Origin of the sequence: Marinobacter sp. NFXS9, assembly GCF_040148665.1 — a bacterium.
Classification (GTDB): Bacteria; Pseudomonadota; Gammaproteobacteria; order Pseudomonadales; family Oleiphilaceae; genus Marinobacter_A; species Marinobacter_A mangrovi.
In genome coordinates, this window is sequence record NZ_JAGDDW010000001.1 from 568,081 (window position 1) to 583,362 (window position 15,282).

Genomic DNA, 15,282 nt, shown 5'->3' on the forward strand with positions numbered 1-15,282 from the left:
TCTTGTCGAATCATGACGCTTACTGGTAGTAGGCGTTCTCGGTGTAGGAGTGATCCGTCACGTCACGCACGCCGGTCAGTTCCGGAATCCGCTCGGTCAGCGTGGTCTCGACGCCCTGCTTCAGGGTGAGGCTGACCGCGCTGCAACCCTGGCAGCCGCCGCCGAAACGAAGCACCGCGATGGAGCCATCCGCCACTTCGACCAGCGACACCTCACCGCCGTGAGACGCCAGCCCGGGATTGATCTCGGAAGCCAGGATGTAGTTGATCCGATCCGGCAGTGGCGCGTTCTCGTCGATGTTCGGCACTTTCGCATTGGGCGCCTTGATGGTCAGCTGGCCGCCCATCTTGTCCTTGGAATAGTCCACGAACGCATCTTCCAGGAACGGAACGGAGTTGTGATCCAGAAACAGGGTGAACTTGTCCAGATCAACCGTTTCGTCCGTCGGCACCACCTCGTTGGGCGGACAATAAGCCAGGCAGGTTTCCGCATGCTTCGTGCCCGGTTGGGTCACGAAAATACGGACACCCATACCCTCGACATCCTGCTTCTCGATCAGTTGCGCCAGGTAATCCCGGGCAGAATCAGTAACGGTAACCAATGCCATTTCTCTAACCTGCTTGAGAATTTGAGTTCATTTTAAGGCACCATGGGCCAACATAAAAGACCTAGTATTTTACTCAGTCTTTATAATCATCATTGATCTTGACGATGGATTTGAAGGCGGTCACGTCGATTGCAAGCCCCCTAACGACTATACGCCGCATCTTTGCTATTATTTCGCGCCCCGATTCAGATCAACACAACCCGGAAAAGTCCCTATGAGTGATCGTGAGACCCGACTGAAGCAGTTGCACAACGCCCTGAAGGAACGCATTGTTATCCTCGACGGCGGCATGGGGACCATGATCCAGAACCTGAAGCTGGACGAGGACGCTTTCCGGGCCGAGCGCTTCAAGGACTACGATCGTGATGTCCAGGGTAATAACGACCTGCTGAACCTGACCCAGCCTGCCCTGCTCCGCAATATCCACGCGGATTACCTGGCGGCCGGCGCAGATATCATCGAGACCAACACGTTCAACTCCACGCAGCTCTCCCAGAGCGACTACGGCCTGGAGTCGCTGGCCTACGAGCTCAACGTGGCCGGTGCGCAACTGGCGCGCCAGATTGCCGATGAATTTACCGAGCGTGAGCCCCATAAGCCCCGCTTTGTTGCCGGTGCCGTCGGGCCAACATCGCGTACGGCCTCCATCTCTCCGGATGTGAACAACCCCGGTTATCGCAACGTCGATTTCCAGACGCTGTACGAGAACTACTACGAAGCGGTCAAGGGTCTGGTGGAAGGCGGCTCCGACCTGATCCTGATCGAGACCATCTTCGACACGCTGAACGCCAAGGCCGCCATTTACGCCACCCAGCAGTATTTCGAGGATAGCGGCATTGAGCTGCCGATCATGATCTCCGGCACGATCACCGATGCCTCCGGCCGTACCCTGTCCGGCCAGACCACCGAGGCTTTCTGGAATTCCATTGCTCACGCCCGGCCGATTTCCGTGGGCCTGAACTGCGCGCTGGGTGCCGATGCGCTGCGCCCGTATATCGAGGAACTGTCCAACCGGGCTACCACCTACGTCAGCGCGCACCCCAATGCCGGTTTGCCCAACGAATTCGGCGAATATGACCAGACGCCGGAAGAAATGGCCGACATTATCGAAGCCTTCGCGCGGGACGGCTTCCTGAATATCATCGGCGGCTGCTGTGGTTCACGCCCCGACCACATCGAAGCCATTGCCAACGCCGTGGCCAAGTATCCACCCCGCCAGATTCCCGAGATCAAACCGGCGCTGCGCCTGTCCGGCCTGGAGCCCTTCACCGGGGACGAGAATACACTCTTCATTAACGTTGGCGAGCGCACTAACGTCACCGGTTCCAAGCGATTCCTGCGCCTGATCAAGGAAGAACAGTACGAGGAAGCCCTCAGCGTCGCCCGGGATCAGGTCGAGAACGGCGCCCAGATCATCGATATCAATATGGATGAGGGCATGCTCGACTCGAAGGACGTGATGGTCCGCTTCCTGAACCTGGTGGCGTCCGAGCCGGATATTGCCCGCGTCCCGATCATGATCGACTCGTCCAAGTGGGACGTCATAGAAGCCGGTTTGCGCTGCATCCAGGGCAAGGCGGTGGTGAACTCCATCAGCCTGAAAGAAGGCGAAGCCGAGTTCATCGCCCGCGCCAAATCCTGCATGCGCTACGGCGCCGCTGTCGTGGTCATGGCCTTTGACGAACAGGGCCAGGCGGACAGCTTCAAGCGCAAAACCGAAATCTGTAAGCGATCCTACGACACGTTGGTCGGCATGGGCTTCAACCCCAGCGATATCATCTTCGATCCGAACATTTTCGCCATCGCCACCGGGATCGAAGAGCACAACAACTACGCGGTCGACTTTATCGAGGCGACCGGCTGGATTCGCAAGAACCTGCCCCACGCGTCCATTTCCGGCGGCGTCAGCAATGTCTCCTTCTCGTTCCGGGGCAACGACGTGGTCCGTGAGGCGATCCATTCGGTGTTCCTGTATCACGCCATCAAGGCCGGCATGAACATGGGAATCGTCAACCCGGGACAACTGGTGGTCTATGACGAGATCGATCCGGAGTTGCGCGAGCTGGTCACCGACGTGGTGCTCAACCGCAGGGAAGATGGCACCGATCGCCTGCTTGAAGCGGCCGAGCGCTATCGTGGCGAAGTCGGCAAAGCCCGGGAGGAAGATCTGGCCTGGCGCGAATGGCCCGTTCAGAAACGACTGGAGCATGCGCTGGTCAAGGGCATCACTACCTATATTATCGAGGATACCGAAGCCTGCCGCCAGGAAGCCGATCGACCGATACACGTCATTGAAGGCCCGTTGATGGACGGCATGAACGTGGTCGGCGACCTGTTCGGCGACGGCAAAATGTTCCTGCCGCAGGTGGTGAAGAGCGCCCGGGTCATGAAGCAGGCGGTGGCCCACCTGATCCCCTACATCGAAGCCGAGAAAACCGAGGGGCAGCAGGCCAAGGGCAAAATCCTGATGGCGACGGTGAAAGGCGATGTTCACGATATCGGCAAGAACATCGTCGGTGTGGTGCTGCAGTGCAACAACTACGAGGTGATCGATCTCGGCGTCATGGTGCCCTGTGAAAAGATCCTGGCTACCGCCAAGGAAGAGAACGTGGACATCATCGGTCTCAGCGGCCTGATCACGCCGTCACTGGACGAGATGGTCCACGTTGCCCGGGAAATGCAGCGTCTGGAATTCGACGTGCCGCTGATGATCGGCGGCGCAACCACCTCCAAGGCGCATACCGCGGTCAAGATCGAGCCGCAGTACAAGAACGACCTGGCACTATACGTGTCGGACGCGTCCCGCTGCGTCAATATCGCCTCACAGCTGCTGAGCCGGACCGCCAAGGAGCCGCTGGTCGAGTCCACCCGCACCGAGTACGACAAGATCCGTGAGCGCCGCAAGAACCGGGGCGAGCGCACGAAGCTCATTGATCTGTCCGCCGCCCGCGAGCGGGACACGGAGATTTCCTTCGACGGCTACCAGCCGGTCAAACCCGCGTTCACCGGACTGAAGGTGTTCGACGACTACGACCTGAACGAACTGGTCGACTACATCGACTGGACGCCGTTCTTCATTTCCTGGGACATGTCCGGCAAGTACCCGGCGATCTTTGACGATCCCAAACGCGGCGATGCCGCCCGGACGCTGTTCGACGACGCCCAGGCGATCCTCAAGCGGATTCTCGAGGAAAAGCGCCTCAAGGCGCGAGCCGTGATCGGTTTCTGGCCAGCCAACCGTCGCGGTGACGATCTGGTGGTCTATACCGACGAAAGCCGCCAGGAGGTCCTGACCACCCTGCACCATCTGCGTCAGCAGGATGAAAAATCACCAGGCAAACCCATGCTGGCGCTGTCCGACTATCTGCTTCCGGAAGACAGCGATCAGTGCGATTACGTGGGCGGATTTGCGGTGACTGCGGGTATTGGCGCCGATGACCTGGCCGAGGAATACAAGGCGAAGAACGACGACTACAACGCCATCATGGTGAAAGCCTTGGCGGATCGTCTGGCGGAAGCCTTTGCCGAGCGCATGCACGAGCGCGTGCGTAAGGAATTCTGGGGCTATGACCCGGAGGAAACCCTGGACAACGACGCGCTGATTCGCGAGCGTTACCGCGGTATTCGGCCCGCCCCCGGATATCCTGCCTGCCCGGACCACACCGAAAAGGCCGCCCTGTTCGACCTGTTGCAAGCCCCCGACAACGCCGGCATGGAATTGACCGAGCATTTCGCCATGCTGCCGGCAGCGGCTGTGTCCGGCTGGTACTTTGCGCATCCCGAGGCGAAGTATTTCTCGGTCGGCAAGATTGGACAGGATCAGGTCGAGGACTACGCTAAACGGAAAGGCATCAGCAAAGCGGAGGCTGAACGCTGGCTGGCCCCGAGTCTGGCGTACGATCCGGCAGAGTAATGTCGGGCGACAACGGCGGGGCTGTCGGCCGGCCCCGCTGGAGTCACACCATGGCAGACGACAAGACCCACGATCCTGAAAAAACGCCTCGCAAACCCGGTGTCCTCAAGGTCATGCAGGGCATTCTGGCCGGCGCCTTCGGTGTCCAGAGCGAGCGCCATCGGCACCATGACTTCAGCAGCAGCTCTCCACTGCCCTACATCATTGGCGGAATCCTGTTTCTGATCTTTTTCGTGGTTTCTGTAGCCCTGGTGGTGCGCTGGGTGCTGGCCACCCAGACGTGAAAAGTCTTATTGGCCGCTGACCCAGACCACCGCAAAAGCCACCACCAGCAGGATCAGGCAGACCGCTGCAACCGCATCCACCTGACTGTCGGTCATCGACGACTTTTTGCTCATCCTGACACTCCTCTCCGTAAGGCTTTTTTCTTATCCTAGTTGCTGTTTGGCCGGGCTGCCCTTTCATTTCAGACGAATTTACCGCTTTATTCATAAAATCGATTTATTGAATCGAACAAACCGAATACAAATATGCCCAAAAACACATCATAAACCTATGTTTGGAAAGGCGTTATTTCCAATGGCTTTTAAGTGCGATCGGCTATTAGCATATTTTCAAATAATCATTTAGTGCATAAGGCAAAGCTGGTATCTTAGCCGCCACATTGAATTAGTGTATCCGGGAACCGTTTTATGTACGTTTATGACGAATATGATCGGCAGATCCTGAATGAGCGCGTTGCGCAGTTCCGGCATCAGACTGATCGCGCCATGGCTGGTGAACTCGCCGAGGATGAATTCCTGCCGTTGCGACTGCAGAATGGCCTGTATATCCAGCGGGTAGCGCCCATGCTGCGTATCGCCGTTCCCTACGGCATGCTGCGCGCCAAGCAGCTGCGCCGTCTGGCCCGCATTACGCGCGACTACGACAAGGGCTACGCGCACTTCACCACCCGTCAGAATGTGCAGTTGAACTGGCCGGCTGTTGAGGACGTCCCCGACATCCTCGCCGAACTGGCCGAAGTGGAAATGCATGCCAACCAGACCAGCGGTAACTGCATCCGGAACACGACAACGGACCAGTTTGCCGGCGTCCAGTCGGACGAAGAGCTGGATCCGCGCCCTTATTGTGAACTGATCCGCCAATGGTCAACCTACCACCCGGAATTCGCCTTCCTGCCGCGTAAGTTCAAGGTGGCCGTTAACGCTTCCGAGAACCATGACCGCGCTGCCGTGCAGGTGCATGACATAGGTCTGGAAATCGTCCGTAATGACGCTGGCGACGTCGGCTTCCGCGTGTATGTTGGCGGTGGCTTGGGCCGTACCCCGGTGGTCGGCCCGGTGATCCGTGAGTTTCTGCCGGAACTGGATCTGCTGACCTACCTGGAAGCGATCCTGCGGGTCTACAACCGTTACGGCCGTCGCGACAACAAGTTCAAGGCCCGGATCAAGATCCTGGTCAAGGCCATGACGCCGGACGTGTTTGCCGAGAAGGTCGAGGAAGAGTGGGCTCATATCAAGGACACCCCGACTCGCCTGACTCCCGAAGCCATTGAACGGGTCAAGACCTTCTTTACCGAGCCGGACTACGCCGCTCTGGACGACAACCCGGACGCCCTGGTTGCCCAGCGTGCCGAAAGCAAGGCATTCGATGCCTGGGTCAAACGCAACGTCGACGCCCACAAGAAACCGGGCTACAGCATCGTGACCCTGACCCTGAAGAAAACCGGTGTACCGCCGGGTGACGTCAGCGATCGCCAACTCGAGCAGATTGCCGACCTGGCCGAACAGTACAGCTTTGGCGAAGTCCGCGTGACGCACCAGCAGAACGTCGTACTGGCCGATGTGCGCCAGGACCAGCTGTTCGAACTGTGGCAGGCGATCCGCCCGATGGGCTTCGCCACCGCCAACCTGGGCACACTGACCGACATCATCTGCTGCCCCGGTGGCGACTACTGCGCCCTGGCCAACGCCAAGTCGATTCCGGTAGCGGAGGCCATCCAGCGCCGCTTTGACGATATGGACTACGTCTATGATCTGGGCGACATCGACCTGAACATTTCCGGGTGCATGAACGCCTGTGGCCACCATCACGTGGGCAACATCGGCGTCCTCGGCGTCGACAAGAAAGGTGAAGAGTTCTACCAGATCTCCCTGGGCGGCTCGTCACAGCGCGATGCGTCACTGGGCAAGATCCTGGGCCCGTCCTTTGCCCGCGAAGAAATGCCCGAAGTGATCGAAAAGATCATCAACGTCTACGTCGACAAACGGACCGAGGAAGAAACCTTCCTGGACACCTACCGTCGCATTGGCATCGATCCCTTCAAGGAGCGTGTATATGCCTGATTTGATTCGCCACGATGGCCTCCACAACGATGAATGGACCCTGGTGCCTGCGCCAGAAGAGGGTCAGGAGCTGACCCTGCCGGACGGCCCGGCCCTGTTGCCGGCCGCGGTCTGGAAAGAGAATCGCAACCACTACGCCGGCCGCAACGACATCGGCATCTGGTTCGACAGCCACGAAGAGCCGGAGCACTACTCCGACCTGATCGGCGACCTGCCGGTAATCGCCGTGAACTTCCCCAAGTTCACCGATGGCCGCGGTTACAGCATCGCCCGCCTGCTCCGTGAGCGTTATGGCTACACCGGCGAACTGCGCGCCGTGGGTGATGTGCTGCTGGACCAGTTGTTCTATATGAAGCGTTGCGGTTTCAACGCCTATGCGCTTCGGGAAGACAAGGACATCAACCAGGCCGAGCATTGCCTGAACTTCTTCAGCAATACCTATCAGGCGGCTGCTGACATTGAGGAACCGCTGTTCCGTCGTCGTGCGTCCTGATCAGCGCCTGCGTTGACACAAAAAAGACGGCCCGAGGCCGTCTTTTTTGTTTCCGGAGCACATCCTCAATCGCAGGTTGGGCTGACGAAGGAAGCCCAACAATGCCGACCACGGGTTTTGCATATTGCCCGAACAGGGGTGCCTTGGCCGGATGATGATAGAGGTCACAACATTTAGGCCTTCAATGTTGGGCTTCCTTCGTCAGCCCAACCTACCGGTATCAATTTCGAGCCAGTAGTAGAAGGCCTCGGCGCCATCCCGTAGATAGCCCGGATAGCCGATCACCTACCGACCGTGCACCAACACCAGACTGCCTGAAGACTGCCCCTTTAGAAACGCCTGCAGCGCATCGTCCAGCTCATTTAATCCAATGTCACGAGCGCTGGCTTCGGTCACCGGACAAGACCATTCGCCAGACAGCTTGGACCAGACGGCCTGCTTTTCAGTCAGCGGAATCTCCACCGAGTCCACACCCAGCAGATTGATGCCCCGCAGGATAAACGGCAGCACGGTGGTCTCCAACTGGGGGCCGGCCACCAGACCGCAACAGGAAACAGAACCACCCGGGATCACCTGTTTCAGAAGTTCGGCCAGAGGGCTGCCGCCGACGGTATCCACGGCATTGGCAAAACGCGGCTTGAGCAACGGCTTTTTCTCAGGGTCCAGAGCGTCGCGCCCCATAAGCTCCACGGCGCCCAGCTTCGTCAGCGTGTCCGCCTGATCGGCCTTGCCACTGATCGCCGTGACCTTGAAGCCCAGCCCTGACAGAATTTCGACAGCCACACTGCCAACCGCCCCGCTGGCCCCGGACACGGCCACAGGGCCCTGTTCCGGCGTCGCGCCCATTTTCAGCAGTTTGGCGACACTCAGCCCCGCGGTCAGCCCGGCAGTGCCGTATACCATGGCCCGGCGCGCGTCCCAGCCCTCGGGCATGGTAACGATCCATTTGGCAGGCACCCGGATGTATTCACCAAAACCGCCGGCGGTGTTCATGCCGAGATCGTAACCGGTCACGATGACCTGCTGCCCCACCGCCGGTGTGCCAGTGGCACTTTCCACCACCTCGCCGGCCGCATCGATGCCCGGCGTATGCGGGAAGGTACGAGTAACGCCCTTGTTACCGCTTGCCGACAGCGCATCCTTGTAGTTCAACGAGGAATGGGTGACGCGGATCAGGACCTCGCCTTCCGGGAGGTCGGCCGTATCGAGGGTTTCCACACCCCCGACATACTGCCCGTCCTTTTCATGAACTCGCCAGGCTTTATAGGTGCTCATCTGAAATCCTTCCCTTGTTGTTGGTTTCGGGGATGACGATACGCCGGCTCACTGCAGGTTACGGTGACGCAGCATCCCCGCCAGCTTCCAGAAACTGTGTTCGATCGCGCCGCTGGCTGCAAGCCCGAGTTTTTCCGGCAGTGTGCGCTTGCGGCGGAATGTGACGGAAACGACTTCGGCCCGCTCACACGCGTCGATCAAGTATTCATCCGATGTTTTCAGCTCATCGATCAAATGGACATCGAGGGCGCGCTGGCCGAACCAGATGTCGCCATTGGCTACCGCTTCAATATCTACAGCGGGCCGGCGTTCGCCAACGTACTCTTTGAACAGCACATGGGTGTCTTCCAGGTCTTCCAGGAACTTCTTGCGCCCCTTGTCGGTATTCTCACCAAACATGGTCAGCGTGCGCTTGTATTCGCCGGCGGTCAGGATCTCAAAGTCCACGTCATTTTTCTTGAGCAGGCGATGAAAGTTTGGCAATTGGGCCACAACACCGATCGACCCCAGGATGGCAAACGGCGATGCCACAATGCGGTCGGCCACACAGGCCATCATATAACCACCGCTGGCCGCCACTTTGTCGACGCAGGCCGTCAGCGGAATGCCTTTGGCGCGCACACGATCCAGTTGCGCCGCGGCCAAGCCGTAGGCATGAACGAGGCCGCCCGGGCTTTCCAGGCGGATGACCACTTCATCCCGCTCCGGCTCCGCCAGACTCAGGACGGCGGTGATGGACTTGCGCAACTGGTCGTTGTCGCTCGCCTTGATGTCGCCGTTGAAATCAAGCACGAACACACGTGGCCTGGTGATGTCCTCTTTGCTCTCGCCACTCTTGGCGGCCTTTTTCTCGGCTTTCGCCTCTGCCTTCTTCTGCTTCTTGCGGGCTTTTAGCCAGGCTTTGCGGTCAGAATCCCCCAGCAGCTTCTGATGCAGGTTTTCCTTGAGGCGCTTAAACCCCTCGTTGAGGCGTTTGACGTGAAGCTCCCCGTCCGATTCGTCACCGTCATGTTTGCGATGGGCGGCAGAGACCACCGCGGTCACAATCACCAGCACCGCCACCACAAAAGTGACCGTCTTCGCGAGGAATAGCCCGTAATCCGTCAGAAATTCCAAATCTGTTCTCCGTTTACCCGATGCGGTTGTCGATGGTGAGCCCGTTCACAACTGTCGGACCCAACAAACCCGATGATTGTAACCGAGGGTGAGTACGCCGAACGAGGCCCGTTAGACTCCTTTTTCAAACAAGCGTTCGATCGAGCTTGACAGGGTTTGGCGCGGTCCCTAAAGTCGAACTGGTTTCGCCGGAATCCTGCGCGGGCAGCACCGGCACCACGCTTTTAGACGCTCACTCAAAAGGGAAAAACAATGTCTGTAGCTCAGGTTTTTGAAAAACTGGAACAGAACTTTAACGCCGATGCCGCTGCTGGTATGGATCTGGTTTTCCAGTTCAACATCGAAGATGACAAAAACTACCACCTGGTCATCAACGACGGTACCTGCCAGCTGAATGAAGGCGATCACGACGATCCATCCGTCACCCTGATCATGAACTCTGAAACCCTGCAGGGCATCGTTTCCGGCGAAACAGACGGCATGCAGGCATTCATGGCCGGTCAGCTGCGCGCCGAGGGCGACATGATGCTGGCCACCAAACTGGGCGAACTGTTCAGCATGGGCTAAGTGCCTGTTCTCCGGACCGGTGCTGCGGCTTCGGTCCGGATCGCTCTTCATCATCGTCCCGCCTCTTGATCAGCCCGCCTTCGGAAACCACTCCTCCATTGCTTCACGCGCCTGTTGATTCCCGGGCAGTGCCACCAGCCCGCTACTGGACAGCCGAACGTCAAAGATCGCCCCGTCTTTGAGCGGCATGAACGTCGCGTTACCGTACACCGCTTCCACAAACGGCAAACCGAATTCCTGATCCAGCGTCCAGGCATCGAACCAGGAATCCTGTCCTAACGAATATACGGTACGCTCGCCACTACGCTCCTGCTCAAGGCTGACGTATCGGCCGCTGAGGCGCTCCAGCCGGTAAGCCGGCGGTACACCAACCCAGGCCAGTGGGCCAGCAAGCCGGATGATCCGGGCATCCACCTGCCATTGGTCGCCACGCAGGGTAACGTCCAGGGGCGGCTGCTCATCGCGCTCCAGACGGACGCGCCAGGTCTGGGGACCACTCTTCGTCACGCCGATGGTGGCAATGGTTTCCATGCTGTCCAGGGACTGGTAATGGCGCAGATCCAGCGCCAGCAATCCTATATAGGCGCCGGCAAGGATCAGGAGGATGGCGAAGGTCCCCTTGAGCCAGTTGAAGAACCAGCGGGGACGAATGAAGAAGGCCAGACCGAACAGGGCCAGCAGGCCGCCGACGGCAGCCAGAGTCAGCAGGGCAAAATCCTGGGGCATACAGGGCTCTCTTTTTGTCGAGGGCCGCGACGACCTTTCGGGTCATCCCCGGCTGTCAGCCAACTGCTTGCGGAGCCTCTGTGACACTCCTATAAACCGACATCCGCCAACGAGGATTCCGCCAGTTTGAGCAGATCCGGGTTGCGCTCGTCGCGGGTTCCAATGCTTTCGATATAGTATTCCAGAGACGTCAGTGCGTCGGCCAGTGCTTCCAACACGGTTGCCGGCGGCGGCTCACGGGCGTCCAATAGACGGGACTGGATCGAATCAGCGATCCGGGCCAGGACGCCCGCTCCCTCTTCATCTTCCAGCATCATGAAGCCGCCCCAGATACTGCGCAGGGTGGCCGGCAGATTGGCCAGGTGCAGCTTGTCGTAATCGGACTCGATGAACGCGGTAATGGCCCGCTTGGCCAGGGTCAATGCCGCCCTCGCCTCGTCTGCAACAACGATGTAGGCCTCGGTCAGGTAGGTGGACTCTTCCCGGCTGGCCGGCACCACGGCCAGGGTATCGGTCTCGGTGGTAATACCCCGCTGGACCATTTGCAAAGTGGCATCCTCGATGCTCAGCACCGCGTTGGCCAGATTGTAGAGCTCATCATCCTCAGGTAGGCGGTTCTCGGCATGCCAGCGGCGCAGCTGGGCGGCTTCCTTGCGGGACAGATCCGCCAGCTTATTCAGATCCAGAACGGACAGCGTCGCCGCCAGTTGGTCCAGCGACCCGGCAATTGAGGCCAATTCGTTCAGGTCCGGCTCAATGCCCCGCTCGATAATGTCCACTTTGTCCTTGAGCTGGTTGAGCTCTTCCTGCAGCGCGTTGGACAGGGATTTCAGAACATCGGTCCCCGGCCCGTAGAGACGCTTGCGATGGGACTCCAGGATGTTTTCCGGGAACTCCGTCGGCGTGATGCCGTAAGCCTGAAGCACCTGGGCCACTTCCGGGTTGGCACTGCCGCTGCGATACAGGATGTAGACCAGCTCCTTGAACAGGGAGTCCGGTGCATCCTTGGCGATGGCCACTTTGCCGATGTAGACAATTTCGCGGGTGTATTTTTCGATCCGCATGAACAGGCGTTTGCGGGATTTTCCGAAGCCCATCTCCCGGTCCTGCATGGTATCGGCGACCACCGACAACAGGCACCAGAGCTGCCCCATCGGCGCTCCGTTGCACAGGCGCGCGAACCCTTTCGCCGCCCGTGCGATCAATTTGCGATTGACGCGTTCGTTACGCTCCCGGAGCACGCCCAGCAGACCAATCTGATACATCAGGCGCGTGCGCCGGGCGTGGATATCGAAATCGGCTTCGTCGCCACCCAATGGATTCAACGTCAGGCTGGCGCAGAAATCCGGCCGTTTACGGGCATCCACTTCAAAGAAACAGGATTCGGGGAACGGCTTCTCGCCGCGGGAAACGCGCAGGTCGTTGGTGATCGGCAGCAGCAGTTCCGGATGATCTGCACGCTGTTGCTGGTAGTACTCCACATAGCGACGCAGGATAAACAGGGCGCTGCTGAGTGCCGCCAACAGAGTGTTCTTGTCGTCATTGGCGCCTACGGGAACGTCGTTGGCTACGGCCACGGCTTCCTGACACAGCAGCGTACCGCCACGCAGTTCGACGAGCACGAAGATACCACGCAGCTGGTTCAGGAAATCGACACAGTTCTGGAGATCCTCGCCACTCTCACGATTCTCCTGAAAGCGTTCGAGGCTGCTCTCGGCCTGTTTGATGGTCTGTTCTATTTCATTCTTGACCAGATCAAACGACTGAGATTTCGTCGCGAGTGACGATTGAACCATAAATTGACGCTTCCCATATGCATTGCGGAGAGTACCGCTTCCCCTGCCGAGTGATCAGGTGACGACTCTGACCGGCGAACCGGCACCACCTGTGGCATTCAATGTGCGGCGAGATCAGACGCAGGCAGGCAAGCCGTCCGGAAGTCCCTGACTCGCTACGTCCTCACCCGTTTGCGTTCGTACACCCGTTATTGGAGCTTCTTTTATCCCGAACGCACGCGAAAAATAGCCGAATTAGCATTTACTTATAACACAAAACTCAAGTACCTCAAGAAAGGCCTTGTGTACTTATTTTGCTGGTTTTTGCCGTGGCGTTATTCGCCTGCCGGCTCAGCGGTTTCCGCACCCGATGCCATGCGGTTCCACAGGGCTTCACCGCCCGCCTTGGCGACCACCTCGATCAGCGCATCATGCGCTTCGCTTTCTTCATTCGACGCGCGAATGACCCGGGTCTTGCGACGCTCGGGCGACAGCCGCCGGATGCCGCCGACGGATTCATTACTGTCGCCGCCATTGGCATCGAGGGACAGGGCCGTCTGGCCGCCACTCAGCAGCAGGAAAACATCGGCCAGGATCTCCGCATCCAACAAGGCGCCGTGGAGTTCCCGGTTGCTGTTGTCGATGCCGTAGCGTTTGCACAGCGCATCCAGGTTGTTCTTCTGCCCCGGGTGTTTGGCGCGGGCCATGGCCAGGGAATCCACCACGCCGCAGTGGTCTTCGACTTTCCAGCCGGTCCCGAGCTGGCGGAATTCATGGTTGATGAATCCCACGTCGAACGCGGCGTTGTGAATGACCAGCTCGGCGCCCTTGATGAATTCAAAGAACTCGGTGGCCACATCACGGAACAGTGGCTTGTCGGCCAGGAATTCGTTGGATATCCCGTGAACGGCCAGGGCTTCGGCTTCAACTTCCCGCTCCGGGTTGATATAGACGTGATAGTGGCGGCCGGTCAGTTGGCGCTCCATCATCTCGACACAGCCGATTTCGATAATCCGGTGGCCCTGTTCGGGATCAATACCGGTGGTTTCCGTATCCAGCACGATCTGGCGCATGGAGGACTCCCGTGGTTATAACGTCAATAAAAAGTCGATGAATCAGACGGTTCAGGCGAGCTCTTCAACGCCGCGATTGGCCAACTGGTCGGCGCGTTCGTTACCGGGAATGCCGGCATGCCCCTTTACCCAGTGCCACTTGATGTCGTGGGATCCGGTCAGTTCATCCAGGTCGCGCCAGAGGTCCGCGTTTTTGACCGGCTTACGGGCGGCGGTCTTCCAGCCGTTCTTTTTCCAGTTTTTCATCCACTCGGTGATGCCTTTGCGCACGTACTGGGAATCGGTGTAGAGATCGACCTCGCAGTGGCGCTTCAACGCCTTCAGGCCCTGGATCGCAGCCATCAGTTCCATGCGATTATTAGTGGTTTCCTTTTCGCCGCCGTGGAGCTCCCGCTCCTGGTCCCCGTAACTCAGTACCGCACCCCATCCTCCGGGGCCCGGGTTTCCTTTACAGGCTCCGTCGGTATAGAGCACTACGCGTTTTGTCATGACTACTGGATTACCTTTATTGAGGTTCTTTCAGGGATCGGGGTTACTTATCGCGTTCCTGCCGTCGGGAAACGCTGGAGGATCCCATGGCGCCTGCCAGCGGAATAACCACCGGTTTGGGCTGACGCCAGCGAATCCGTTTAACCGTGCGTGCAGGCACTCGCTTCTCAGCGCGGATACAGTAATAGGCGCCAGCCGGAAGATGCAACCGCTCACCGAGTTTTTCAAACAGGGTCATACGCTGCAGGGCCCGCACGCGTGTTATGGGCGGCCGGAAAAAGTGCGAGGTGGTCTCTTCCACCTTGAACTGCAGCAGGCTGAGCCAATCTTCCATTCTATTCGAGGTAATGAAACGGCCGCTCCAGGGCGGATGTTGGCGACGGGAAATCAGCTTTCGCAGCCCCCACAAGCTGTAGGGGTTGAAGCCGACGATTATCAGGCAGCCACTGCTGCGCAATACCCGTGCGGCCTCGCGCACCACCTGGTGAGGCTGATCGGAAAAATCGTGGGTGTGGTGAAGGATCACCAGATCCATGGAGTCACTGGGGAACGGCAGCTCATCAGCATCGCAGACCACCGTCGCATCAGGCAAATGGGACGACCAGTAAGGCGTGGTCATCATTCGGTGACTGAAATCGGTCGACGTCGCCAGCGGCAAGCGGTGGCTGATGCTGACCAGCAGCTGGTGGGCGCCGGTCAGATCCTCTGCCATGCGCGCGATGTGCTCGCGCTGATCGGCCAGCAGCGCGCGGCCCAACGGGCTCTGGAACCAGGCCTCGAAAGCATCCCGTTGTGCCACATAGTCTCGTTCGATCGTTCTGGCCATGGTGTATCCAGCTGTCAATGGGTGCCGATGCCGCGATGCTCCATTTCCACCACCGCTTTGTGGATTTGGGCCATTGG

Annotated in this window: 13 protein-coding genes; 5 read left to right on the forward strand and 8 right to left on the reverse strand. The window is 58.9% G+C overall.

Going from position 1 to position 15,282, the window contains the following annotated elements; genetic code table 11:
- Positions 1–19: 19 nt before the first annotated feature.
- Positions 20–607, reverse strand: coding sequence for a Fe-S biogenesis protein NfuA (gene nfuA / locus J3364_RS02515; RefSeq protein ID WP_123634430.1), 588 nt, complete (start codon positions 605–607; stop codon positions 20–22).
- A gap of 214 nt (positions 608–821) precedes the next feature.
- Here nfuA and metH point away from each other — a divergent pair, with 214 nt between their 5' ends.
- From metH to J3364_RS02535, 4 genes are all read left to right on the forward strand, one after another.
- Positions 822–4,520, forward strand: a complete 3,699-nt coding sequence (gene metH, locus J3364_RS02520; RefSeq protein WP_349556432.1) for a methionine synthase — start codon at positions 822–824, stop codon at positions 4,518–4,520.
- A 50-nt stretch (positions 4,521–4,570) separates the two neighbouring features.
- A complete protein-coding gene (locus J3364_RS02525; protein WP_349556434.1) occupies positions 4,571–4,804 on the forward strand; it encodes a DUF2970 domain-containing protein in 234 nt (77 codons plus the stop codon).
- 408 nt (positions 4,805–5,212) lie between these two features.
- Positions 5,213–6,865: a nitrite/sulfite reductase gene (locus J3364_RS02530; protein WP_349556436.1), complete on the forward strand. Its 1,653-nt coding sequence runs from the start codon at positions 5,213–5,215 to the stop codon at positions 6,863–6,865.
- Positions 6,858–7,358, forward strand: a complete 501-nt coding sequence (locus J3364_RS02535) for a DUF934 domain-containing protein (RefSeq protein WP_349556438.1) — start codon at positions 6,858–6,860, stop codon at positions 7,356–7,358. The genes J3364_RS02530 and J3364_RS02535 overlap by 8 nt, the downstream gene beginning before the upstream one ends.
- Before the next feature lie 285 nt (positions 7,359–7,643).
- On the opposite strand, the gene J3364_RS02540 is transcribed toward J3364_RS02535, so the two are convergent.
- Both J3364_RS02540 and sohB read right to left on the reverse strand, forming a co-directional pair.
- A complete protein-coding gene (locus J3364_RS02540; RefSeq protein ID WP_349556440.1) occupies positions 7,644–8,633 on the reverse strand; it encodes a YhdH/YhfP family quinone oxidoreductase in 990 nt (329 codons plus the stop codon).
- Between the two features lie 48 nt (positions 8,634–8,681).
- Positions 8,682–9,749, reverse strand: a complete 1,068-nt coding sequence (gene sohB / locus J3364_RS02545) for a protease SohB (RefSeq protein ID WP_349556442.1) — start codon at positions 9,747–9,749, stop codon at positions 8,682–8,684.
- Between the two features lie 252 nt (positions 9,750–10,001).
- On the opposite strand from sohB, the gene J3364_RS02550 reads away from it, so the two are divergent.
- Complete coding sequence (locus J3364_RS02550) at positions 10,002–10,316, forward strand: SCP2 sterol-binding domain-containing protein (RefSeq protein WP_203141061.1); 315 nt, start codon at positions 10,002–10,004, stop codon at positions 10,314–10,316.
- A gap of 69 nt (positions 10,317–10,385) precedes the next feature.
- On the opposite strand, the gene J3364_RS02555 is transcribed toward J3364_RS02550, so the two are convergent.
- The 5 genes from J3364_RS02555 to J3364_RS02575 all read right to left on the reverse strand — a co-directional run bounded on the left by J3364_RS02555 (position 10,386) and on the right by J3364_RS02575 (position 15,205).
- Entirely contained in the window at positions 10,386–11,042 is a 657-nt protein-coding gene (locus J3364_RS02555) for a multidrug transporter (RefSeq protein ID WP_349556444.1), read from the reverse strand.
- Between the two features lie 89 nt (positions 11,043–11,131).
- Positions 11,132–12,838, reverse strand: coding sequence for a FimL-related protein (locus tag J3364_RS02560; RefSeq protein ID WP_349556446.1), 1,707 nt, complete (start codon positions 12,836–12,838; stop codon positions 11,132–11,134).
- Between the two features lie 314 nt (positions 12,839–13,152).
- Positions 13,153–13,890, reverse strand: a complete 738-nt coding sequence (gene dnaQ, locus J3364_RS02565) for a DNA polymerase III subunit epsilon (protein WP_349556448.1) — start codon at positions 13,888–13,890, stop codon at positions 13,153–13,155.
- A 51-nt stretch (positions 13,891–13,941) separates the two neighbouring features.
- Entirely contained in the window at positions 13,942–14,379 is a 438-nt protein-coding gene (rnhA, locus tag J3364_RS02570; protein ID WP_349556450.1) for a ribonuclease HI, read from the reverse strand.
- A gap of 43 nt (positions 14,380–14,422) precedes the next feature.
- Positions 14,423–15,205 carry a class I SAM-dependent methyltransferase gene (locus tag J3364_RS02575; RefSeq protein ID WP_349556451.1) on the reverse strand — a complete coding sequence of 261 codons (783 nt, stop codon included), beginning with the start codon at positions 15,203–15,205 and terminating at the stop codon, positions 14,423–14,425.
- Positions 15,206–15,282: the final 77 nt, after the last annotated feature.

Coding starts and splice junctions, on each gene's coding strand:
- nfuA (WP_123634430.1), bottom strand. CDS start 607: ATGGCATTGGTTACCGTTACTGATTCTGCCCGGGATTACCTGGCGCAA.
- metH (WP_349556432.1), top strand. CDS start 822: ATGAGTGATCGTGAGACCCGACTGAAGCAGTTGCACAACGCCCTGAAG.
- J3364_RS02525 (WP_349556434.1), top strand. CDS start 4,571: ATGGCAGACGACAAGACCCACGATCCTGAAAAAACGCCTCGCAAACCC.
- J3364_RS02530 (WP_349556436.1), top strand. CDS start 5,213: ATGTACGTTTATGACGAATATGATCGGCAGATCCTGAATGAGCGCGTT.
- J3364_RS02535 (WP_349556438.1), top strand. CDS start 6,858: ATGCCTGATTTGATTCGCCACGATGGCCTCCACAACGATGAATGGACC.
- J3364_RS02540 (WP_349556440.1), bottom strand. CDS start 8,633: ATGAGCACCTATAAAGCCTGGCGAGTTCATGAAAAGGACGGGCAGTAT.
- J3364_RS02550 (WP_203141061.1), top strand. CDS start 10,002: ATGTCTGTAGCTCAGGTTTTTGAAAAACTGGAACAGAACTTTAACGCC.
- J3364_RS02555 (WP_349556444.1), bottom strand. CDS start 11,042: ATGCCCCAGGATTTTGCCCTGCTGACTCTGGCTGCCGTCGGCGGCCTG.
- J3364_RS02560 (WP_349556446.1), bottom strand. CDS start 12,838: ATGGTTCAATCGTCACTCGCGACGAAATCTCAGTCGTTTGATCTGGTC.
- dnaQ (WP_349556448.1), bottom strand. CDS start 13,890: ATGCGCCAGATCGTGCTGGATACGGAAACCACCGGTATTGATCCCGAA.
- rnhA (WP_349556450.1), bottom strand. CDS start 14,379: ATGACAAAACGCGTAGTGCTCTATACCGACGGAGCCTGTAAAGGAAAC.
- J3364_RS02575 (WP_349556451.1), bottom strand. CDS start 15,205: ATGGCCAGAACGATCGAACGAGACTATGTGGCACAACGGGATGCTTTC.